This is a genomic window from Pseudomonas sivasensis (assembly GCF_052938085.1).
The window spans coordinates 4,519,563-4,542,087 of sequence record NZ_CP176442.1 but is presented as its reverse complement, the minus strand read 5'-3'; the positions used below and the strand labels follow the sequence as shown (position 1 = coordinate 4,542,087).

The window sequence follows — 22,525 nt, the reverse complement described above, 5'->3', positions numbered from 1 at the left end:
AATAGATGACTGACCGGCCGGAAAGCGAACCCGCAGGCTTGACAAGACACACCCTGAAACGTATGTTTCAAACAAGTGTTTGTCAGGCGGAGTAGTCATGGCCCAGTCGGAAACCGTTGAACGCATTCTCGATGCTGCCGAGCAATTGTTCGCGGAAAAAGGATTTGCTGAAACTTCATTGCGGCTGATCACTAGCAAGGCAGGGGTCAACCTCGCCGCTGTGAACTACCATTTCGGCTCGAAAAAAGCCCTGATCCAGGCGGTGTTCTCTCGCTTCCTGGGGCCGTTTTGCGCAAGTCTCGATCGTGAGCTAGAGCGCCGTCAGGCGAAGGCCGACAACAAGCCCAGCTTGGAAGAGCTGCTGGAGATCCTCGTCGAGCAAGCTCTGGTGGTCCAACCTCGCAGTGGCAACGACCTATCGATTTTCATGCGCCTGTTGGGCCTGGCTTTCAGCCAAAGCCAGGGCCACTTGCGGCGTTACCTGGAAGACATGTACGGCAAGGTGTTCCGCCGCTATATGTTGCTGGTCAACGAAGCGGCGCCGCGTATCCCGCCTATCGAACTGTTCTGGCGCGTGCATTTCATGCTGGGTGCGGCGGCGTTCAGCATGTCGGGCATCAAGGCACTGCGTGCGATTGCCGAGACCGATTTCGGCGTCAACACCTCCATCGAACAGGTCATGCGCCTGATGGTGCCGTTCCTCGCCGCCGGCATGCGCGCCGAAACCGGTGTGACCGATCCGGGCATGGCCGCTGCCCAGTTGCGTCCACGCAGCAAAACTGCGCCGGTTCCTGCCAAGGTTTGACTACGCCGGGTGTGCGCGGCTGCTTGCATCCGCTAAGCTAGCCGCCATGCCGAATTCAGCTATTTACTCGCAACCCGTTGTGCTTGCCGCGCGTATCGCGCGAAGCAAGTGCACCGGGTTGTGTGCGTTATTTAAGGAAGGTTTATGACTGCTGCCGTGCAAGGTTCTTTGATGGTCGACGTTGCCGGTACCTGGCTGACGGCCGAGGATCGCCACCTGTTGCGTCAGCCTGAAGTGGGTGGCCTGATTATTTTTGCGCGCAATATCGAGCATCCGCGCCAAGTGCGTGAACTGAGCGCGGCGATTCGCGCAGTGCGCCCGGATTTGCTGCTGGCCGTCGATCAGGAAGGCGGTCGTGTACAGCGTTTGCGCCAAGGCTTCGTGCGCCTGCCGGCTATGCGTGCGCTGGCGGATAACCCCAACGCTGAATACCTGGCCGAGCAGTGCGGTTGGATAATGGCCACCGAAGTGTTGGCTGTCGGCCTGGATTTAAGCTTCGCCCCGGTGCTGGACTTGGACTACCAACGCAGCGCGGTGGTTGGCACCCGTTCCTTTGAGGGCGACCCCGAGCGTGCTGCGGTGCTCGCAGGTGCCTTTATTCGTGGCATGAACAGCGCTGGCATGGCTGCGACCGGCAAACACTTCCCTGGACATGGTTGGGCAGAGGCTGATTCCCACGTCGCCATTCCCAATGACGAACGTAGCCTGGAACAGATTCGCGCCAATGATCTGGTGCCTTTCGCACGTCTGAGCAAGCAATTGGCGGCGGTGATGCCGGCTCACGTCATCTACCCGCAAGTCGACGCCCAGCCTGCTGGTTTCTCGCGCCGTTGGTTGCAGGACATCCTGCGCGGCGAGCTGCAATTTGACGGGGTGATTTTCAGTGATGACCTGTCCATGGCCGGTGCCCATGTGGTCGGCGATGCGGCCAGTCGTATCGAAGCGGCATTGACGGCCGGCTGTGACATGGGGCTGGTGTGCAATGACCGTGCTGCTGCGGAGCTTGCCCTCACTGCGGCGCAGCGGATGAAAGTCACTCCATCGCCCCGAATTGCGCACATGCGTGGTAAGGCGATTGCTTCGACCGATTACAAGCAGGATCCGCGTTGGTTGGCGGCGCTCACTGCGTTGCGAAAGGCTCAGTTGATCGGCTGAACATCGCTGCGAGGCCATCGCAGGCAAGTCAGCTCTCACAGGGTGTTCATTCCGGGTGTGTGGCTTGCCTACCAAACAATCTAACGGTCAGCGCTTCTCTTGCTTATCAGGCAGCGGCGCAAACAACGCTTCAATTTCCTCATTGCCCAACTGCCAATCCCCGGTGGTTCGTCCATCCAGCACACCCGCCGCCAGGTCGGATTTTTCCTTCTGCAGGTGCTGGATTTTCTCTTCCACCGTCCCTCGGGCAATCAGCTTATAGACAAATACCGGCTTCTCCTGCCCGATGCGATACGCACGGTCAGTGGCCTGGTTTTCCGTCGCCGGGTTCCACCACGGATCGTAGTGGATCACGGTATCGGCTTCCGTCAGGTTAAGCCCCACGCCACCGGCCTTCAGGCTTATCAGAAAAATCTGCAACTTGCCGCTCTGGAAGTCCTTCACCGGCGTGCGCCGATCCCGGGTCTGGCCGGTGAGCAGCGCGTAGGCAATGCCGCGTTTTTTCAGTTCGACCTCGATCAGGCTCAGCATTGAGGTGAACTGGGAAAACAGCAGGATCCGGCGACCTTCGGCAAACAACTCGTCGAGCATTTCCAGCAGGCTGTCGAGCTTGCCCGAGCTGCTGCCGCGGGCAGGCAGAGTGGCGTCGTTGACCAAGCGTAGATCGCAGCAGACCTGTCGCAGCTTGAGCAGCGCTTCAAGGATGATGATCTGGCTGCGCGCCACGCCCTTGCGGGTGATCTCGTCGCGGACCTTTTTATCCATGGCCAGGCGCATGGTTTCGTACACGTCGCGCTGGGCCTCGTTGAGGTCGACCCAGTGGATGATTTCGGTCTTGGGTGGCAACTCCGTCGCCACTTGTTCCTTGGTTCGGCGCAGCAGGAAGGGTTTTATCCGGCCGTTGAGGTGCTGCAATCGCACCTCACTGGCGCGCTTTTCGATGGGCACGCGGTAATCACGGTTGAAGCTTTTTACGTCGCCCAACCAGCCTGGCAGCAGGAAGTGGAACAGTGACCACAGCTCGCCCAGATGATTTTCCAAGGGCGTTCCGCTTAGGCACAGGCGCTGCCGAGCATTCAGCTCGCGCGCCGCTTGGGCCGCCTTGCTGGAGGGATTCTTGATGTACTGGGCTTCATCCAGGATCAGTACGTGCAAGGGCAGGGCGGCGAGGTGGTCGATATCCTTGGGTAACAGGGCGTAGGTAGTGAGCAGGAGATCGTAGTCCTGCAGGTTGGCGAAGTGCTTCTTGCGACCCGCGCCGTACAGCGCCAATACCTTGAGTTGCGGTGTGAAGTGCGCGGCTTCGTCGAGCCAGTTAGGGATGAGGCTGGTGGGCATCACCACCATGCAGGGCCGGTCCAGGCGTCCGGCGATCTTTTCGCTGAGCAGATGCGCCAGGGTCTGCAGGGTTTTACCCAGGCCCATGTCATCCGCAAGGATCCCGCCGACGTCCAATTGGCGCAGCGACTGCATCCAGCTCAGGCCTTCCAACTGATACGGGCGCAACGTCGCGTTCAAACCCTCGGGCGCCGCACAGGTGAAGTCCTTGATATCCCTCAGGCGTTGGGCAAAGTTGCGGATCTTCTCGCCGCCTTCCCATTGCAGTGTCAGGTCTTCCAGCGGGTTCAACCGAATTGCATCGGCCTTGGCCAAACGCAGCGTGGTGGTGCCAGGGTCCTGTAGGTAAAACTCGCCAAGCGTTGCCAGAACCGGTTTCAGGCGGCCGTAAGGTAATGCCACTTGTAGTGGGCCGTGGCCGTTGGGCAGGCCGGGGATATTCACCAGGATCAGTTCGTCATCGCGGCGCCGAGCGAGTTTCTCCGGGTTGAGGATCTCGGTGTGGGAGCGCATCAGATTCAGCAGGATCGGCAATAGGCTCAGCCGCTCTCCGTTGACGATGATGCCCAGTTCCAGGTCAAACCAATCGCGCTCAGGCCCGTCATCGACAGTGGCGTACCAGTCGTCCACCGGGCTCAGGTCGAAACCGAAATCCTCATCGATCTGCAATTCCCAGCCTTCGGCGCGCAGGGTGGGTGAGACGTTAAGGGTGAAGTTCAGCCAGGCGCTGTCATTGACCATTTCGAAGAGCTCGCCAGCGCTTTCCGGCAGTGCCTTGCTCTGGCGGGTGGCGATCTTGAAACCAAGCAGGCGCAGTCGTTCACGAAAGGGTTGTTCCAGCTCCGGATGGCGCTTGATGCGCAGGCTCTGGGTTTCCTGGCGCACGATGATGTCGGCGTTCTTTTGCCCGCTGACATAGTTGCCCAAGTAATTGAACGAGAGCGCGGCACGGTGCTGGATATAGCGCTGCATCTTGCCATTGCGCGGTTCGAACGCACTGAACTCGACACTCGCCAGCCACAGGCGCGGGACCGGCAGCACGTCCTCCATCACCACCTGCGGCAACACCACACGGTTATCCAGTACGGCCTGGAGTTTTTCCAGCAATTCGGCGTCCTGGGCGGCTGCCGGATACGCCAGTGTTTCCTGGACCTTGAGCAAAACTGCAGCGATGTGTTTGCAATTGGTGTGCACCGGGCAGGTGCAGCGGCTGTCTACCAGAATCAGCGAGCCCTTGGCCGATTCGCGCAGCGAGATGGTTTGTCGGTAAACGTTGCCGCCCGAGCCTTCGCAACTGGCGATGATAGTGCTGTCACCGGATTCGACGATGCGCACCCGGTTCTCCAGCGCGTAACGTCGCCCGCGCTCCAGGCTCTGCTCTTTGAAGCGATTGGCCCACGAAGGGGCCAGGGGTTTGGTCAGCGACGATGTCAGGGGCATGGCGCTGGATCAGTCCTGAATGTCGGGCGGTGGTGCGCTGGGTGGCTTGGCGGTCAGCGAAGTGATCTTGATCAGCAGTGCCAGGTGGCCGCCGTCCAGATAGTTGAGTTGGTTGTTCTTGGTGCGCACGTCGGTCTGGTTCAGGTGCTCGCTGGCAATCACGCTGCCCTTGCTGTCGAACTGGTTGATCCAGAATTGCGCATCGATATCGGTAAAGCGCCCCAGTTGCAGGTTCAGCGTGCCCTCGATAGGGAACTGGCCGAACTGCTCCTCGCCGTCGGTGATCGCGATTTTGACCGGCTGTTCACCGAGGTTCTGTTCCCATGCCTTGTGCGCCAACACGGTGTAACTGTTATCGGCCCTGAGCTTGTCGACGATATTGTTCAGGCGCGGCGGGCTCATCTTGTCGCCCAGGCGCACAGCCCCTGCATCCCAGTTTTCCGGCGCGGCGCGGCTGTTGATCACCGGCTCCGCGTTTTGGCGCACCAGGATCATTTCTACCTGGTAAGGGCTGTCGGCAAATGCCGAAGGCGCCAGTACCACCAACAACAAGCTCAAAATGCGGAACAGGCGCATTGGGGCGTCCTTCAAACAGATTTCGGGATGAGGCGCTCAAACAGCGCCTCCAGGGTATTAAAGCGTTCTTCGGCACGTTCCATTGGCACCATGAATTTGAACAGCGTAGCCCCTTCGAACTTATAGCGGTTGGGTTGGCCCTGGATCAGCTTGATCAGCACCAACGGGTCTACCGGCGTTTGCGCTTCGAACTCGATGCGTCCGCCCTGTGGCCCTGCGTCGACTTTCTTAATACCCAGCTGCTCGGCCTGCAATTTAAGCAAGGTCAGGCGCACCAGGTTCTTGGTCGGTTCCGGCAGCAGGCCGAAGCGGTCGATCATTTCAACCTGCAAATCCTTGAGGCCTTCTTCGTCGGTGGCCGAGGCGATGCGTTTGTACAGGATCAACCGTGCGTGCACATCCGGCAGGTAATCTTCGGGAATCAAGGCCGGCAAGCGCAGGTTGATTTCCGGGCCGCCGCCCAGGGGTTGATCGAGGTTCGGCTGCTCGCCCTTGCGGATGGCTTTCACCGCGCGTTCAAGCATCTCCATATACAAGGTGAAGCCGACGGCCTGTATCTGCCCGCTCTGGCCGTCGCCCAGCAGTTCGCCGGCGCCACGGATTTCCAGGTCGTTGGTGGCCAGCACAAATCCGGCGCCCAGGTCCTGGGTGTTAGCAATGGCTTCCAGGCGCTTCTCGGCGTCGGAAGTGATCTGTTGGCGCGGCGGAGTCAGCAGGTAGGCGTAAGCTTGGTGGTGGCTACGGCCGACGCGGCCACGCAGTTGGTGCAACTGCGCCAGGCCGAACTTATCAGCGCGCTCGATGATGATGGTATTGGCGCTCGGTACGTCGATGCCAGTCTCGATGATGGTCGAGGCGATCAGTACGTTGAAGCGCTTGTGGTAGAAGTCGCTCATCACCTGTTCGAGTTCACGCTCGCGCATCTGACCGTGGCCGATGGCGATGCGTGCTTCCGGTACCAGTTCGGCGAGGTCGGCGGCGCATTTCTCGATGGTTTTTACGTCGTTGTGCAGGTAGTACACCTGGCCACCACGGAGCAGTTCACGCAGCAGTGCTTCTTTGACCGTGCTTTTGTTCTGCTCCATCACGAAGGTGCGCACCGACAGCCGGCGTGCCGGCGGTGTGGCGATGATCGACAGGTCGCGCATGCCCGACACCGCCATGTTCAGGGTGCGGGGGATCGGCGTCGCAGTGAGCGTAAGAATGTCGACTTCGCTGCGCAGGGCCTTGAGCTGTTCCTTTTGACGCACGCCGAAGCGGTGTTCTTCGTCGATGATCACCAAACCCAGGTTCTTGATCTTCACATCGTCCGACAGCAGCTTGTGCGTGCCGATCACGATGTCGATCTTGCCTTCGGCCAGGTCGGCGATCGCGGCGTTCACTTCCTTGGCGGACTTGAAGCGGCTCATCACTTCGACGGTCACCGGCCAGTCGGCAAAGCGGTCGCGGAAGCTGTTGTAGTGCTGCTGGGCGAGCAGTGTGGTCGGGACCAGGATCGCAACTTGTCGGCCGCCGTGGACGGCAATGAAGGCTGCGCGCATCGCCACTTCGGTCTTGCCGAAACCCACGTCGCCGCACACCAGGCGGTCCATCGGCTTTGGCGCGAGCATATCGGCGCGCACGGCTTCGATGGTGGTTTGCTGGTCCGGCGTTTCTTCGAAGGCAAAGCCGGCGCTGAAGGTGGCGTAGTCGGCTTTTGGGTCGGCAAAGGCATAGCCTTCGCGGGCGGCGCGACGGGCGTAAATGTCGAGCAGTTCAGCGGCGACATCGCGCACCTGTTCGGCGGCCTTGCGCTTGGCTTTCTGCCACGTCTCGGACCCCAGGCGGTGCAACGGCGCCAGTGCGTCGTCGCTGCCGGTGTAGCGGGCGATCAGGTGCAGGCTGGCAACCGGCACATAGAGCTTCGCGCCCTCGGCGTACTCCATGGTGAGGAATTCGGCGGCCTGGTTATCGATCTCCAGCGTCTGCAGACCGAGGTAGCGACCCACGCCGTGGTCGATATGCACCACCGGCGCGCCTTCGCGCAGCTCGGTGAGGTTCTTGATCACGGCGTCGTTGTTGGCGTCGGCGCGTTTTTCGCGACGGCGCCGCTGCATCACGCGCTGGCCGAACAGGGGGCTCTCGGCGATCAGTGCCAGGGCCGGATCATCCAGAAGCAGGCCTTCGTCGAGCGGTGCGATGGTGATCGCCAGGCGTTCTTTGCTTTTTACAAAGTCCGGCCAACTGTCGACGGTTTTTGGCCGCAGTTTCAGACGTTCCAACAACTCCAGCAGCACTTCACGACGGCCGGCGGATTCGGCGGTAAACAGCACGCGGCCGGGGAAGTCGCCGAGGAAGTTGGACAAAGCCTCCAGGGGCTGCGTGGCTTTGGCTTGAATCGCCAAATCCGGCAGCGTTCCGGCTGGGAAGCGTTCGCGGCCGCTGCCGGCGTCCACGTCCTGCTGGCTGGCGACAACGCGCGGCCAGTTTTTCAGGCGCGCGAAACAGTCTTCCACCGGCAGGAACAGCTCGGCGGGTGGCAATAAAGGACGGGACGGGTCGACGCGGCGCTCTTCGTAGCGGTTGCGCACGTCGTTCCAGAAGTTTTCCGCGGCTTGCTCGATACCCGGCAGCGAGAACACCTGGGTGTCCTGGGGCAGGTAATCGAACAGCGTGGAGGTTTCGTCGAAAAAGAGCGGCAGGTAGTACTCGATACCGGCGGGGGTAATCCCACTGCTCAAGTCCTGGAAGATCGGGCAGCGACGGAAGTCGACATCGAAGCGCTCTCGGAAGCGCGCCTTGAAGCGGGTCACCGCGTCTTTTTGCAGCGGGAATTCCCGCGCGGGTAGCAGTTTGACCGAGTCGACCTTGTCTATAGAGCGCTGGTTCTCCGGATCGAAGGTGCGCAGGGTTTCGATTTCGTCATCGAACAGGTCGATGCGGTACGGCAACTTGCTGCCCATCGGGAACAGGTCAATCAGGGCGCCGCGCACCGCGAATTCACCGTGCTCATACACCGTGTCGACGCAGCGGTAGCCACTGGCTTCCAGGCGCGTGCGCATTTGTTCCACATCGAGTTTCTGGCCGATATCCAGCACCAGGCTGCTGCCCAGCAGGAACTTGGTCGGTGCCAGACGGTGCAGGGCCGTTGTGATCGGCACCACGAGCACACCGTGGGCCAGTTCCGGCAAGCGGTACAGGCTGGCGATGCGCTGGGAAATGATGTCCTGGTGCGGCGAGAACAGGTCGTAGGGCAGGGTTTCCCAGTCGGGAAAATGCAGCACCGGCAAATCGGGGGCGAAGAAGCTCAGCTCCTGCTCCAACCGTTCGGCGCTTTGGCTGTCGGCGGTGAGCAGCAGGGTAAAGCGCTTGGCTGCGCTGGCAGCCTCGGCAATGGCCAGGCTCAGGGCGGCACCGGGCAGGTTGCCCCAGTGCTGTTTACCTGCCGCGGCAGGGAGTAGCGGTAGACGCAGAACGGGCACGGAAGGTTGAGCTCCAAGCGTTGCGACAAAGTCGGTAATTGTAACGGCCCGAGGTGCCGCCTGTCAGTTGCTGACTGAGCCTATTACGGTTTGTAGGAAATGTAGTGGCTAAGACAAACAATGGCGTGTTTTGACTCAATATGTAGTGCCAAAAAGCGTGAATGTTTAGGAGGGTTACGGACAAGTCGGCCGACTCGTTGAACTAGTGGCCTTCTGGAACCCGCGTATTTACTGGGCTGCAGCGGGGCGGTATTTTTTAGCAAGGACTTTTTGTTGCCTGGCGCGCATTGCGACGAGGACAGTCGGGCGGCATAATGTAGCCCCTTTTTTCAGCCCCTACATGTGGAAGGTTCCCGTGACTCAGAAGCCCGACCAGTGTCTTGGTGAATGGATCGACCGTGAAGCACTCGCAGAAGCGATGATCCCGCTTATCGGTCAGCTGTACCGCAATAACAATGTGGTGAGCTCGATCTATGGCCGCAGCCTGATCAACCAGTCCGTCATCGCGATTCTCAAGGCGCACCGTTTTGCGCGCCATCGCTCTGCCGACGACAGCGAACTCTCCGTCCACGAAACATTCCCACTGCTCAAGGCCATGAGCGAGCTCAAGCTCGGTGCGGCCTCGGTAGATCTGGGCAAGTTGGCGTACAAATTCCGCAAAGAAGGCGCGGGCCGCACTGCCGAGCAGTTCGTGCGTGAAGAAATGGCCGATGTGGTTGGCCAGCAAAACGCCGCTGCCCGTAAAGGCACTGATGTGGTTCTGTACGGCTTCGGTCGTATCGGCCGCCTGCTGGCACGCATCCTGATCGAAAAAACCGGTGGCGGCGACGGCCTGCGCCTGCGTGCCATTGTCGTGCGCAAAGGCGCCGACAACGACCTGACCAAACGCGCCAGCCTGCTGCGTCGCGATTCGGTACACGGTCCGTTCAACGGCACCATCGTCATCGATGAAGAAAACAACACCATCACCGCCAACGGTAACCTGATCCAGGTGATCTACGCGAAGAACCCGTCTGAGGTGGATTACACCCAGTACGGCATCAAGGACGCTCTGCTGGTGGATAACACCGGCGTATGGCGTGATGCCGAAGGCCTGGGCCAGCATCTGGCCTGCCCGGGTGTCGACCGTGTTGTTCTGACCGCGCCTGGCAAAGGCAAGCTGAAGAACATCGTGCACGGCATCAACCACGGTGAAATCACTGCTGACGACAAGATTGTGTCCGCCGCTTCCTGCACCACCAATGCCATCGTGCCGGTTCTGAAAGCTGTGAACGACAAGTTCGGCATCGTTAACGGCCACGTTGAAACCGTTCACTCGTACACCAACGACCAGAACCTGATCGACAACTTCCACAAAGGCGATCGCCGTGGTCGTAGCGCCGCGCTGAACATGGTTATCACCGAGACCGGTGCTGCCACCGCTGCTGCCAAAGCTTTGCCTGAGCTGGCCGGCAAGCTGACCGGTAACGCGATCCGTGTGCCGACGCCTAACGTGTCGATGGCGATTCTCAACCTGAACCTTGAGAAAGCCGCCACCCGTGAAGAGATGAACGAGTACCTGCGCTACATGGCGCTGCACTCCGATCTGCACAAGCAAATCGACTACGTCAATTCCCAGGAAGTGGTGTCCACCGACTTCGTTGGCTCGCGCCACGCCGGTGTGGTGGACGCGGAAGCGACCATTACCCAGGACAACCGTGTTGTGCTGTACGTGTGGTACGACAACGAGTTCGGCTACAGCTGCCAGGTGGTTCGCGTGATGGAAGACATGGCTGGGGTTAACCCGCCTGCGTTTCCGCGCTAAGCCTCTGCGTTGAATGAAAAAGCCCCGACTGGTTCGGGGCTTTTTTATGGCTGCAGGTTGTGTGTTGTCGATCAGGGCCTCATCGGGAGCAAGCTCTCTCCCATATTTGAATGTACTCACAAGTCGACATGTGGGAGGGGGCTTGCCCCCGATAGCGGTCGCATCAGTGGATGCATACCCCACGGCAGGCCATTTTCATTTCAACAATTTGCCGCGCAACTCATCAGACAGCCCTTTGGGCGCCAGCCAGATACCCAGGTAGGCCCTGGCCAGTGCCTCATTGCGGCTGCTGAACACCACTTGGCCATTGATCTCAAGGTTCAAGCCGCGCCCTGGATGAAAGTCCAAGGCATATCGATCACCTTTGCGTATGTTGCGAAAGCTGGCATGCAGTTGATCCAGCTCGGGCTTCAAGCGTGCGCTGGCTTGCTGGCGCTCCAGCGTAGCGGTGGCGGCCTTGATTACGTCGGAGCGGTCGATGTCGCGATAGTAATAAAGCACCAGGCGCAGCGCCTTTTGCTGGTCCCAGGCCTGTCTGGCGCTCAGCGTCGCCGGGGCATATAGCGCCGCCGCGTACACGTCCGCCCAGAGGTACGTGAGCACCGCCTGGTTTTTCAGGACCAGTTCCTGGGACTGTGCCGGGAAATCGGCCTGCTTCAATCGATCCGCCTCATTAGCATGCGCCGTGATCGACAGCATCATCATCAAACAGATAACTATATGTCGCATAATGCCCCGTCCTGAAAAACGTACGTGCCTACAGGGTAATTCAATTTCTGGCCGTGTCAGGATTTAGCGGTAATCTGCGCCGTGTAGTAAAGGCAATACTGGCCTACGACGCGACCAAGGGTTAATGTGCGCGGCGTTGAGCCTTATATAGACTGTGCCCCGGTTCACACACTTGAGCCAAATTGTCCTTCATGACCGCTGGCCGCGGCATGATTTAGCCAGGCGTCCAACCGTACGCCTGGCCTGTTCTGAGGAGTACGCATGGCTGTCTACAACTACGACGTGGTGGTACTGGGTTCCGGCCCGGCTGGAGAAGGTGCGGCGATGAACGCCGCGAAGGCAGGGCGCAAGGTGGCGATGGTCGATAGCCGTCGCCAGGTCGGCGGTAACTGCACCCACCTGGGTACCATCCCGTCCAAGGCCTTGCGTCACTCGGTCCGCCAGATCATGCAGTTCAACACCAACCCGATGTTCCGGGCCATTGGTGAGCCGCGCTGGTTCTCGTTCCCGGACGTGCTCAAGAGCGCCGAGAAAGTTATCTCCAAACAAGTGGCTTCGCGTACCGGCTACTACGCCCGTAACCGTGTCGACCTGTTCTTCGGAACCGGCAGCTTCGCCGACGAGCAAACCGTCGAAGTGGTGTGCGCCAACGGCGTGGTCGAGAAGCTGGTGGCCAAGCACATCATCATCGCCACCGGTTCGCGCCCGTATCGCCCGGCCGATATCGATTTCCACCATCCGCGTATCTACGATAGCGACACCATCCTGAGCCTGGGCCACACCCCACGCAAATTGATCATCTACGGCGCCGGCGTGATCGGCTGTGAATACGCCTCGATCTTCAGCGGCCTGGGTGTATTGGTGGAACTGGTGGACAACCGCGACCAATTGCTGAGCTTCCTCGACTCGGAAATTTCCCAGGCGTTGAGCTACCACTTCAGCAACAACAACATCACCGTGCGCCACAACGAAGAGTACGAGCGGGTCGAAGGCCTGGACAACGGTGTGATCCTGCACCTCAAGTCCGGCAAGAAGATCAAGGCCGACGCCTTGTTGTGGTGCAACGGCCGTACCGGCAACACCGACAAGCTGGGCATGGAAAACATCGGGGTCAAGGTCAACAACCGTGGCCAGATCGAGGTGGACGAGAACTACCGCACCTGTGTAACCAACATCTACGGCGCTGGTGACGTAATCGGCTGGCCAAGCCTGGCCAGTGCTGCGCATGACCAGGGCCGTTCGGCTGCTGGCAGCATCGTCGACAACGGCAGCTGGCGCTACGTGAACGACGTGCCGACCGGGATCTACACGATTCCCGAGATCAGCTCGATTGGCAAGAACGAGCACGAACTGACCAAGGCCAAGGTGCCTTATGAAGTCGGCAAGGCGTTCTTCAAGAGCATGGCGCGTGCGCAGATCGCTGGTGAGCCCCAAGGCATGCTGAAGATCCTGTTCCACCGCGAGACCCTTGAGGTGCTCGGTGTGCATTGCTTCGGCTACCAGGCGTCGGAGATCGTGCACATCGGCCAGGCCATCATGAACCAGCCGGGCGAGCAAAATACCCTCAAGTACTTTGTGAACACCACGTTCAACTACCCGACCATGGCTGAAGCCTATCGGGTAGCGGCCTACGACGGCCTCAACCGGCTTTTTTGAGCGGCTCCGGCCGGTGGCCTGAGCCGGCCGGGGAGACCGATTTCAGTAATTCCCGAGGGTGGCAGTGGCCAAACCGGGAAAGTCTGTAATCAGGCTATCTACGCCGAAGTCGGCGAGCCTGCGCATCAGCGCAGGTTCGTTGACCGTCCATACGGACACGTGCAAACCCTGGCGCTGGGCTTTTTCCAGACGCTCCGGGGTGCACAGCGTCCAGTTCAATGCCAGATACTCACAGCCGTAGTTTTGCGCGACCTTCAGCGGGTCGAGCCAGGCGTATTCGGCGACCAGTCCGCGTGACAGGTCCGGGGTGAGTTCAACCGCCGCTTTCAATACTTCCCGCGAGCTTGAAGTCACGGTGACTTTGTCCATCAGGCCGAAACGTACCGCCATCTCACGGATTGCCAGCACGGTGGTCGCGGCGCGGGTGCGCGAAGCGCTTTTGACTTCCAGTTGCCAGTGATCGAAGTCGCACTGCTCGAACAGCTCTTCCAGACGCGGGATCGGGCACGGTTTGATCCAGCCTGGGCCGCCTTTGCGTGCGTCCATCTTCACAAGGTCCGCCGCCGAATACTCGACGACCTTGCCGCGCCGGTCAGCGGTGCGCTTGAGGGTCGGGTCGTGGATGACCATCAACTCGCCGTCCATGGACAGGTGCAGATCCAGTTCGCAGCGGCGTACACCGTGCTTGAGGCACTCCTGGAAGCTGGTCAGGGTGTTTTCCGGTGCTTCGCCTTTGGCACCGCGGTGGCCGTAAATCAGGGTCACAGTTGCTCCTTTGCGCCAGGCTGGCTGGCGTAGTGAATACGAATTCAGATGTCGTCGCTTTGTTCCCGCGCCAGGCGGCGTTCCTGGGCCTGCTTTTGCAGGATGTAGCGCGCCAGCAGTTGGCGTTGGGTATCGGTCATGGACTCGAATTCCGTGCCCACGTCAAAGCCATCGCCCTTGGGATCGCAATGGGTGACCCGCGCCCGCAACAGCAGGCCGAGCGCCTGGGGCATCAGCACCAGCTTGACGGCCAAGTGAGCGCCGGTGGCCAGTGAGGTAGGGTGTTGGAAGTCGATACCGCCTTCGGAGATGATCACCGGCTGCGGTGCGCCCACCTCATCGAGCAGGCCGCGTGCCATGATCTGGCTGAGCAGGTCTACGCGCTTGTTCTGCACGCGCAGGAAGGCGGCGAGGGTGCGGTCCTTCTCGCTCAGTTGGCGCAGCAGGTGCTGGGCTTCGAATTCGCTGAGGTGCAATTCGCTGAGCAGGTTGAACAGCGGTGAATCATCCAGCAACACTTCCTTGCTCGCCGCTTCGGGGGCCGACAGGTTTTTGATTTGGAGTGCGATCATGTCGTCGATACGGTAGTATTCGCGGCGCTCTTCTTCATCTAATGTCGACATGGCGAACCCCAGGTAACGGTAATGGTCAGAGTGTAAAGCTGCTTACCAGACCCCGCCACCGGGACGTCTTCTTTTCCTCCGAACAAGCCCCGACATGTTCAGACCTCTCTTCGTATTTATTGGCACGCGTTATACCCGTGCAAAGCGCCGCAATCATTTTGTGTCGTTCATTTCCTTGACCTCGATGATCGGGCTCGCCTTGGGCGTAGTCGTGATGATTGTGGTGCTGTCGGTGATGAACGGCTTCGATCATGAGATGCGCACCCGCGTGCTGGGCATGGTGCCCCACGCGACCATCGAGTCGGGCGAGCCGATCAACGATTGGCAAAACCTGGCCGCCAAGGTCAAGCAGAACCCCAAGGTCGTGGCCGTTGCGCCTTTTACCCAGATGCAGGGGCTGCTGACCCATGATGGCAAGGTGCAGAAGATCTTGCTCAATGGCATCGACCCCGCCCAGGAACGCAACGTGTCGATCATCGACAAGTTCATGTTGCAGGGCAAACTCGACGATCTGGCGCCTGGTGATTTCGGCATCGTGATCGGCGACAAGGCCGCAGCCAAGCTCGGCGTTGGCCTCGGCGACAAGCTGACCTTCGTCGCGCCGGAAGTCACCCTGACCCCGGCGGGCATGTTTCCGCGCATGAAACGCTTTACCGTGGTCGGCACCTTCCATGTGGGCGCCGGCGAAATCGACGGCTACCTCGGGCTGACCAATCTCACCGATCTGGCCCGCCTCCAGCGCTGGCAGCCGGATCAGGTGCAGGGCCTGCGCCTGAAGTTCAGCGATTTGTTCGACGCCCCGCGCGGTGCCTGGGATATCGCCCAGCACTTGGGTGAAACCGAGTATTACGCCCGTGACTGGACCCGTACCCACGGCAACCTGTACCAGGCCATCCGCATGGAAAAAGCCATGATCGGCCTGCTGCTACTGCTGATCGTCGCTGTGGCCGCGTTCAACATCATCTCCACGCTGGTGATGGTGGTAAATGACAAGAAAGGCGACATCGCCATCCTGCGTACCCTGGGCGCCACGCCTGGGCAGATCATGGCGATCTTCATGGTGCAGGGCACCGTGATCGGCGTGGTGGGTACCTTGATCGGCACCGCCGTGGGCATCCTGGCCGCGCTTAACGTCAGCGCAGCCATCGCCTTGCTTGAGAAAGTAATCGGCCACAAGTTTCTCAATGCAGACGTCTACTTCATCGACTACTTGCCGTCCCAGGTTCAGGCCCAGGACGTGTTGATGGTGGGCGGCGCTGCGTTGGTCCTGAGTTTCCTTGCCACCCTGTATCCAGCCTGGCGCGCGGCACGTACCCAGCCAGCACAGGCCTTACGTTATGAGTGAATCGGGCATGAGTGAAAAAGCAATCCTGAGCTGCCGCAACCTGGGCAAATCCTACGAGGAAGGCCCTGAGTCAGTGGTGGTGCTGTCCAACCTGCAACTTGAGCTCCATCCGGGCGAACGCGTGGCGATCGTCGGCAGTTCCGGTTCCGGCAAAAGTACCTTGCTGAACCTGTTGGGCGGCCTCGACACGCCGTCCCAGGGCAGCGTCTGGCTGGCTGGCGAAGAATTGTCAGCCTTGAATGAAAAGGCCCGTGGCCAGTTGCGCAACCGTTCGTTGGGTTTTGTGTACCAGTTTCACCACTTGTTGCCGGAATTCACCGCACTGGAAAACGTCTGCATGCCGCTGCTGATCGGCAAGACCGCAATCCCGGAAGCACGCCAGCGTGCCAAGGCCTTGCTGGAGCGTGTCGGCTTGGGCCATCGCCTTGAGCACAAGCCGGCCGAACTGTCCGGCGGCGAGCGCCAGCGTGTGGCAATCGCCCGCGCCCTGGTGAACAACCCAGGCCTGGTGATGCTCGACGAGCCCACCGGCAACCTCGACTCCCACACCGCCCAGGGCATCAAGGATTTGATGCTGGAACTGAGCACCCAGATGCGCACTGCATTCCTGGTAGTGACCCATGACATGAGCATGGCCCGCCAGATGGACCGCGTGCTGCACCTGCAGGAAGGTCATCTGGTCGCCATCTGACCCGTTTCAAGCCTGGCGCCTGGCGTCGGGCTTTTTTAATTTTTCAGGCGGTGCAAGCGAATGTTCAGACCGTTATCGATTTTCATCGGCACGCGCTATACCCGCGCCAAGCGCCGCAACCGTTTTGTTTCGTTTATCTCGATGACCTCGATGATCGGCCTCGCCCTGGGCGTATTGGCGATGATCGTAGTGCTGTCGGTGATGAACGGCTTCCAGCGCGAAATGAGCTCGCGCATCCTCGGCATGGTGCCCCACGCCACCATCGTCGGCGTGAAGCCGATTGATGATTGGCAGCCGGTGGCCGCGGCGGCGATGAAGAATCCGCAAGTGACCGCTGCAGTACCGTTCACGCAGATGGACGGCATGTTCTCCTACAAGGGCGCGATGCAGCCGATCGAGATCAGCGGCGTCGACCCGGCCCAGGAAGGCAAGGTGTCGATCGTGGCCCAGCACATCGTTCAGGGCAAACTGGACGACCTGAAACCCGGAGAGTTCGGCGTGGTGGTCGGTGAAATCACCGCCCGGCGTTTCCGCTTGAACGTGGGCGACAAGCTCACCCTGATCGTGCCGGAAATCAGCACTGCACCGGGCGGCATCACCCCGCGTATGCAGCGGTTGAACGTGGTGGGGATTTTCAAGGTCGGCGCCGAGTTGGATGGTTCCATGGCCTTGATACACATGGCCGACGCGGCGGAAATCCAGCATTGGCAGCCGAACCAGGTGCAGAGTGTGCGCTTGGCGGTTAAAGATTTGTACGCAGCGCCCAAGGTGTCCACGGACATTGCTACCAGCCTCGGCGCGGCTTACAAGGCAGATGACTGGACCCACACCCAGGGCAGCCTGTTCAGCGCGATGAAAATGGAAAAGACCATGATCGGCCTGCTGCTGCTGATGATCGTCGCCGTGGCCGCGTTCAACATCATCGCCACCTTGATCATGGTAGTGAATGACAAAGGCGCGGACATCGCGATCCTGCGCACCATCGGCGCCACGCCCCGGCAGATCATGGCGATCTTCATGGTGCAGGGCACGGTGATCGGCATTGTCGGCACCTTGATCGGCGGCGTACTGGGGGTGATTGCAGCGCTCAACGTGAGCGAGTTGGTGGGCTGGGTCGAGCGGGTGAGCGGGCAGCATATCTTTAGTTCGGATGTGTACTTCGTCAGCAACCTGCCTTCGGAGCTGCAAGGTGGCGATGTGGTGCTGATCTGCACTGCCGGGTTTGTGTTGAGCTTTTTGGCGACGCTGTATCCGGCGTATCGGGCGGCGAAGATTGAACCGGCGCATGCGCTGAGATACTCGTAATTATTGAGACCGCTATCGGGGGCAAGCCCTCTCCCACATTTGAGGTATTCATAGATCAAAGTGTGGGAGGGGGCTTGCCCCCGATAGGGCCGGTGCAGCTTGCATCAATCTACAGCTGGCAGCTCAATCACAAACCGCGTCCATCCAGCCCCGGACTCACAAAAAATCCTCCCCCCATGGGCGCGCACGATCGACTGGGTAATCGCCAGCCCCAGCCCCGCATGTTCGCTGCTGCCTTCATGGCGCGCCGGGTCGGCCCGATAGAACCGATCAAACAGCCTCGGTAGCAACGCCCCGGGGATGCCTTCACCGGTGTTCTCCACCGCTAGCGTCACGCCCATTGCGCCTTCGGTTATTCTTACCCGCACTTCGCCGCCTGCCGGGGTGAACCTGAGGGCGTTATCCAGCAAGTTCGACAAAGCCCGGCGCAACATGCCGCGATCCCCGGCTGTATGAGCGCTGCCTTCTCGTACCAGCGATACGTGCGCGTCCTCGGCCAGCAACGCAAAGAACTCCAGCAACGCCTCCACTTCATCGGCCAGGGCCAATGGCTCACGCTTGGGCATCAGCAAACCGTGGTCCGCCTTGGCCAGGTACAGCATGTCGTTGACCAGTTGGGCCATCCATTGCAGCTCTTCCAAATTACTGTGCAGCGCCTCGCGGTAATCCTCCAGCGGGCGTGGCTGGGTGAGGATGACTTGGGTCTGGGTCAGCAGGTTCGACAGCGGCGTGCGCAGTTCATGGGCAATGTCGGCGGAGAAGGCCGACAGGCGTTGGAACGCGTCGTCCAATCGTCCCAGCATGGCGTTGAAGGCCTGGGCCAGTTCAGCCAGTTCCGCCGGCATGTGTTGCTGAGGCAGGCGCTGGGTCAAGGAGTGGGCCGATACGCTGGCAGCCACTTCGCCCATGCGCCGCAATGGGCGCAAGCCGCTGCGTGCGGCCCAGGCACCCAGCAGCGCGGTGGCGAGGGCAGAGAGGCCAACGGTGAGCCAGATCAAACGCTGCATGCGTTGCAGGAAGTGCTGGTGGTGGGTGATGTCGAGTATCAGGCTCAGTTGCGGTGAGTCAGCTTGGCCAGCGTTCAGTGGCGCATTGTAGACGCGGTAATCGGTGCCGGCATTTTGTAGGCTATGCAGGCCGGGCGCGGTGGGCAGGGCGACGTTCGGCGCATCGTCCAGCCAGCGCTGGCCGGCTGAAGTGATGCGCAGTGCAAGGTCGGGCTGTCTATTGAGTTCGACGCGCAGTTGCGCCTCGCGTTGGTTGAACGCTTGAGGTGAGTCGACACCCTGCAAGGTGCTGCGCAACGCCACAAGTTTGCTGTCGAGTTGCTGCTGGTCCAACTCGACAAAGTGCGCCTCACTGGCTTGGTTGAACAGCACGCCTGCAATCAGTGAGACCACTGCCGTACAAGCCGCAAACAATAGTGCCAGGCGGCTGGCGAGGGACAGGCGCTTGATCAATTGCACCGCTCCTCCAGCACATAGCCCATGCCGCGAACGGTGTGGATCAGCTTATTAGGGAAGTTGTCATCGACTTTGAGGCGTAGGCGGCGGATCGCTACTTCGATGATGTTGGTGTCGCTGTCGAAATTCATGTCCCACACCTGGGAGGCGATCAGCGTTTTGGGCAGCACTTCGCCCTGGCGGCGCAGCAGCAGTTCCAGTAGAGAAAACTCCTTGGCGGTCAGGTCGATACGTTGGCCGTCGCGCTCGACGCGGCGGCGGATCAGGTCCAAGCGCAGGTCGGCCACTTGCAGGGCGGTTTCCAGGGGCGTGCTGCTGCCACGGCGCAGCAGGCTGCGCACCCGCGCCAGCAATTCGGAGAAGGCGAAGGGTTTGACCAGGTAATCGTCGGCGCCCAATTCCAGACCATGCACGCGGTCCTCTACGGCATCCCGGGCGGTCAGAAATAGCACCGGGATCTCCAGACCGGCACTGCGCACCGCTTGCAGGATTTGCCAACCGTCGCGACCGGGCAGCATTACATCCAGGATCAGCAGGTCATAATCGCCGGTCAGCGCCAGGTGCTGGCCGCTTGTGCCGTCGGCCACCAGTTCGGTGGTAAAGCCAGCCTCGGCCAGGCCTTGACGCAGATAGTGGCCGGTTTTCGGTTGGTCTTCGACGATCAGCAATTTCATGGGGTAGCTCTTGGCAACGGGTGGCGAGGGGGCTTTATACCGTGGGGACCAGGTGCGGGGCGCAACCTGACAAAGTTGTAATCTAGCAGTCAGTTGGCTGGCAGCGGCGTAATCTTAGAGTGCGGCTCAAGCCGGTTATACATTTTGGAGAAGAGAGATGACGTTGCGTACACCCCAGTTGTTGGCGGGTTGCCTGTTGGCGTTGAGTTTCAATGCAATGGCTGATGCATCCCACAGCTATGCATTTGGTCAACCAGCAGCGGCTGACAAGGCCACGCGCACCGTAGAAGTGACGCTGCAGGATATTGCCTTTGCGCCCAAGTCCCTGGATGTAAAAGCCGGTGAGACGGTGCGCTTCGTGCTGGTCAACAAGGGCCAGTTGCTGCATGAATTCAACCTCGGTGACGCGGCGATGCACGCGGCGCATCAGAAGGAAATGTTGCAGATGCAGGCCAGTGGCATGCTCACGTCTACCGGCATGGGCAAGATGGACCACAGCGCCATGGGCCATGGTGCAATGAAGCACGATGACCCGAACAGTGTGCTGGTCGAGCCCGGTAAAACTGCTGAGCTGACGTGGACATTCACCCAGGCCACCGGTCTGGAGTTCGCCTGTAACCTGCCCGGGCATTACCAGGCAGGCATGGTCGGCAAGCTGACCGTTGAGTAAGGCGTTTCTTAAGGGCGGGGGCAAAGGCTGGTAGACTGGCGCGGTTTATTTAGCCAGGTTTCCGCCATGCATCCCGCAGCCGAACATTCGCCGCTGGGCAAGTCCAGTGAATACATCTCCACGTACACGCCTTCGTTGCTGTTCCCGATTCCTCGCGCCGCCAAGTGGGCCGAGCTGGGTCTGAGTGCCGAGACCCTGCCTTACAAGGGCGTGGATTTCTGGAACTGCTTCGAACTGTCCTGGCTGTTGCCGTCGGGCAAGCCGGTGGTGGCCATTGGTGAGTTCAGTATCCCGGCCGACTCGCCGAATATCATCGAGTCCAAGTCATTCAAGCTGTACCTCAACTCGCTGAACCAGACCGCCTTTGCCGATACGCAAAGCCTTGAGTCGACACTGCGCGCTGACCTAAGTGCCGCCGCCGGCAAACCAGTGACCGTACGCATCCGCAGGCTTGCAGAGATCGAGGCCGAGGGTGTGATGGCATTGCCGGGCTTATGCATTGACGATCTGGATATCAACGTCAGCAGCTACGAACACCCGCGCCCCGAGTTGTTGCGTTGCGACGACTCGCGGATTGTCGAGGAGAGCGTGCACAGCCACCTGCTCAAGTCCAATTGCCCGGTTACCAGTCAGCCGGACTGGGGCAGCGTAGTGGTGGAGTACCGTGGTCAAGCGTTGGATCACGCCAGCCTGTTGGAGTACATCGTGAGCTTTCGCCAGCACTCGGACTTCCATGAGCAGTGTGTGGAGCGCATCTTCCTCGACCTGCAGCGCCTGCTGAAGCCGGAGAAATTGACGGTGTATGCACGGTATGTGCGGCGCGGCGGGTTGGATATCAACCCTTATCGCAGTACCGAGGATGTGGCGTTCCAGAACGTGCGCCTGGCCCGCCAGTAAAACAAATGTGGGAGGGTGCTTGCTTCCGATAGCAGAGGTTCAGGCACAGGTTCGGTGACTGACACTCCGCAATCGGGGGCAAGCCCCCTCCCACATTCTGGTTCTGTGTCTGGCTTGGGTTCGGGTTAAATGCCGATGTTGCCCAGGGTGATCACGATATTGCGCAGTGTCCCGGCAATGCCCGGATGGTCCAGTTCAAAACCTTCCACTGCACGGTTCACATCATCGGCGATGCTCGGTGTCTGGGTGGCCGGTTCCAATTCAAGTTGCACTTCGAATTTGGCAATCAACCCTTCCAGCGCTTCACGTTTTTCTTCCGATAGCGGTGGCTCCTGCTCCAATTGCCCGCGCAGGATATTGACCTGTTCTTCCAGTTTTTTGCGATCAGGCATGACGTTCTTCCTTTTATCGATAGGCACTGGCATAGACCACGGCACGCTGAGAAAGGTCTACGGGATGAACTGTAGATTAATCCACCGGCGCCGACTGTGCATGATCTCGATCAGGGCTTCTCGCCTTTGAGCTGGCGCCGGCTGATGTCTGCCAGGCAGGTGCCGAGTTCGCCTAAGTGATCGATCACAGAATGCACTCCCAGCCCATACAGCGTCACGGTGGCCTTGCCGCGCTTGTGTTCGCGTTCCTTGTCGCTCAGTGCTTGCCATTGCTCGGGCGCTAAGCCACACAGCGAACCGCAGGAGGCCAGACCGATGGTCCACAGCCCGGCGTTAAGTCCCGATTGCAACAAGCGCGGCTCGCCGCTGACCAGGACGCAGCCTTCAAGGCGTTCGATATTCAATTCCATCAGCGCTTGCCAGCACGCGTGGGGGGCGGGCCAGCGGATGGAGGAGGGCGAGGCTGCTTTGAGCCAGGTGGGCAAGGTGGCGGCCAAAGGAGTGGTCACCGCAGGCGGCAGCTCATCCAGCCAAGCGCAGGGCACGCCCAGCTCTTTGAGGTTGCGCAGGATTTTCAGGGCGCCCGGCGTGGCTTGTGAATCCGGGGAAGGAGAGTCGGTGCGCGCCTGTGAGCCAAAATCCACTAGGCAGCCACTCAGGCCAAACAGCACGGCGGTCAAGGCGGGTGCGCTGGTGATTGCAATCTCGGCTTGAGGCATGTCGACATCCCTGAAAT

19 protein-coding genes are annotated in these 22,525 nt (G+C 60.1%); 9 read left to right on the top strand and 10 right to left on the bottom strand.

The window, feature by feature from the left end; genetic code table 11:
* Window positions 1–97 precede the first annotated feature (97 nt).
* Both ACKZ62_RS20910 and nagZ read left to right on the top strand, forming a co-directional pair.
* On the top strand, window positions 98–805 hold the full coding sequence (locus ACKZ62_RS20910; protein WP_032888800.1) for a TetR/AcrR family transcriptional regulator: 708 nt from the start codon (window positions 98–100) through the stop codon (window positions 803–805).
* A gap of 144 nt (window positions 806–949) precedes the next feature.
* Window positions 950–1,960: a beta-N-acetylhexosaminidase gene (gene nagZ, locus ACKZ62_RS20905; RefSeq protein ID WP_447095774.1), complete on the top strand. Its 1,011-nt coding sequence runs from the start codon at window positions 950–952 to the stop codon at window positions 1,958–1,960.
* Between the two features lie 87 nt (window positions 1,961–2,047).
* Here the strand turns inward: nagZ and ACKZ62_RS20900 are convergent, their stop codons facing one another.
* From ACKZ62_RS20900 to mfd, 3 genes are read right to left on the bottom strand one after another with little or no spacing between them, the layout of a single operon-like run.
* Window positions 2,048–4,738: a DEAD/DEAH box helicase gene (locus tag ACKZ62_RS20900; protein WP_095184116.1), complete on the bottom strand. Its 2,691-nt coding sequence runs from the start codon at window positions 4,736–4,738 to the stop codon at window positions 2,048–2,050.
* 9 nt (window positions 4,739–4,747) lie between these two features.
* Window positions 4,748–5,314: a CsiV family protein gene (locus ACKZ62_RS20895; protein WP_032888806.1), complete on the bottom strand. Its 567-nt coding sequence runs from the start codon at window positions 5,312–5,314 to the stop codon at window positions 4,748–4,750.
* 11 nt (window positions 5,315–5,325) lie between these two features.
* Window positions 5,326–8,775 carry a transcription-repair coupling factor gene (mfd, locus tag ACKZ62_RS20890; RefSeq protein WP_032888809.1) on the bottom strand — a complete coding sequence of 1,150 codons (3,450 nt, stop codon included), beginning with the start codon at window positions 8,773–8,775 and terminating at the stop codon, window positions 5,326–5,328.
* Between the two features lie 340 nt (window positions 8,776–9,115).
* On the opposite strand from mfd, the gene ACKZ62_RS20885 reads away from it, so the two are divergent.
* Complete coding sequence (locus ACKZ62_RS20885; RefSeq protein ID WP_032888810.1) at window positions 9,116–10,579, top strand: glyceraldehyde-3-phosphate dehydrogenase; 1,464 nt, start codon at window positions 9,116–9,118, stop codon at window positions 10,577–10,579.
* 195 nt (window positions 10,580–10,774) lie between these two features.
* Here ACKZ62_RS20885 and ACKZ62_RS20880 read toward each other — a convergent pair whose 3' ends face one another.
* A complete protein-coding gene (locus tag ACKZ62_RS20880) occupies window positions 10,775–11,308 on the bottom strand; it encodes a chalcone isomerase family protein (protein WP_032888812.1) in 534 nt (177 codons plus the stop codon).
* A 261-nt stretch (window positions 11,309–11,569) separates the two neighbouring features.
* Here ACKZ62_RS20880 and sthA point away from each other — a divergent pair, with 261 nt between their 5' ends.
* Window positions 11,570–12,964, top strand: a complete 1,395-nt coding sequence (sthA, locus tag ACKZ62_RS20875) for a Si-specific NAD(P)(+) transhydrogenase (protein WP_032888814.1) — start codon at window positions 11,570–11,572, stop codon at window positions 12,962–12,964.
* A gap of 42 nt (window positions 12,965–13,006) precedes the next feature.
* Here the strand turns inward: sthA and ACKZ62_RS20870 are convergent, their stop codons facing one another.
* Entirely contained in the window at window positions 13,007–13,729 is a 723-nt protein-coding gene (locus ACKZ62_RS20870) for a glycerophosphodiester phosphodiesterase (RefSeq protein ID WP_032888815.1), read from the bottom strand.
* Between the two features lie 44 nt (window positions 13,730–13,773).
* A complete protein-coding gene (locus tag ACKZ62_RS20865; protein WP_447095773.1) occupies window positions 13,774–14,352 on the bottom strand; it encodes a PilZ domain-containing protein in 579 nt (192 codons plus the stop codon).
* A 94-nt stretch (window positions 14,353–14,446) separates the two neighbouring features.
* On the opposite strand from ACKZ62_RS20865, the gene ACKZ62_RS20860 reads away from it, so the two are divergent.
* From ACKZ62_RS20860 to ACKZ62_RS20850, 3 genes are read left to right on the top strand one after another with little or no spacing between them, the layout of a single operon-like run.
* A complete protein-coding gene (locus ACKZ62_RS20860) occupies window positions 14,447–15,697 on the top strand; it encodes a lipoprotein-releasing ABC transporter permease subunit (protein ID WP_447095772.1) in 1,251 nt (416 codons plus the stop codon).
* Window positions 15,698–15,704: 7 nt separating this feature from the next.
* A complete protein-coding gene (gene lolD, locus ACKZ62_RS20855; RefSeq protein ID WP_024074097.1) occupies window positions 15,705–16,388 on the top strand; it encodes a lipoprotein-releasing ABC transporter ATP-binding protein LolD in 684 nt (227 codons plus the stop codon).
* Between the two features lie 60 nt (window positions 16,389–16,448).
* Window positions 16,449–17,693 (top strand): lipoprotein-releasing ABC transporter permease subunit, encoded by a 1,245-nt coding sequence (locus ACKZ62_RS20850; RefSeq protein WP_032888822.1) that lies wholly within the window; start codon window positions 16,449–16,451, stop codon window positions 17,691–17,693.
* A gap of 104 nt (window positions 17,694–17,797) precedes the next feature.
* Here the strand turns inward: ACKZ62_RS20850 and ACKZ62_RS20845 are convergent, their stop codons facing one another.
* The gene (locus ACKZ62_RS20845) at window positions 17,798–19,153 is read right to left on the bottom strand and encodes a heavy metal sensor histidine kinase (protein WP_099601502.1); all 1,356 of its coding nucleotides are present in this window, start codon (window positions 19,151–19,153) and stop codon (window positions 17,798–17,800) included.
* Window positions 19,150–19,830: a heavy metal response regulator transcription factor gene (locus ACKZ62_RS20840; RefSeq protein ID WP_447095771.1), complete on the bottom strand. Its 681-nt coding sequence runs from the start codon at window positions 19,828–19,830 to the stop codon at window positions 19,150–19,152. The genes ACKZ62_RS20845 and ACKZ62_RS20840 overlap by 4 nt, the downstream gene beginning before the upstream one ends.
* Window positions 19,831–19,987: 157 nt before the next feature.
* On the opposite strand from ACKZ62_RS20840, the gene copI reads away from it, so the two are divergent.
* Entirely contained in the window at window positions 19,988–20,500 is a 513-nt protein-coding gene (gene copI, locus ACKZ62_RS20835; RefSeq protein WP_032888825.1) for a copper-resistant cuproprotein CopI, read from the top strand.
* A 66-nt stretch (window positions 20,501–20,566) separates the two neighbouring features.
* Window positions 20,567–21,397 carry an NADPH-dependent 7-cyano-7-deazaguanine reductase QueF gene (queF, locus tag ACKZ62_RS20830; RefSeq protein ID WP_442117862.1) on the top strand — a complete coding sequence of 277 codons (831 nt, stop codon included), beginning with the start codon at window positions 20,567–20,569 and terminating at the stop codon, window positions 21,395–21,397.
* A 125-nt stretch (window positions 21,398–21,522) separates the two neighbouring features.
* On the opposite strand, the gene ACKZ62_RS20825 is transcribed toward queF, so the two are convergent.
* Window positions 21,523–21,789 carry a DUF4404 family protein gene (locus ACKZ62_RS20825; RefSeq protein WP_032888829.1) on the bottom strand — a complete coding sequence of 89 codons (267 nt, stop codon included), beginning with the start codon at window positions 21,787–21,789 and terminating at the stop codon, window positions 21,523–21,525.
* A 110-nt stretch (window positions 21,790–21,899) separates the two neighbouring features.
* On the bottom strand, window positions 21,900–22,508 hold the full coding sequence (locus tag ACKZ62_RS20820) for an HAD superfamily inactivated hydrolase PcrP (RefSeq protein WP_032888830.1): 609 nt from the start codon (window positions 22,506–22,508) through the stop codon (window positions 21,900–21,902).
* Window positions 22,509–22,525: the final 17 nt, after the last annotated feature.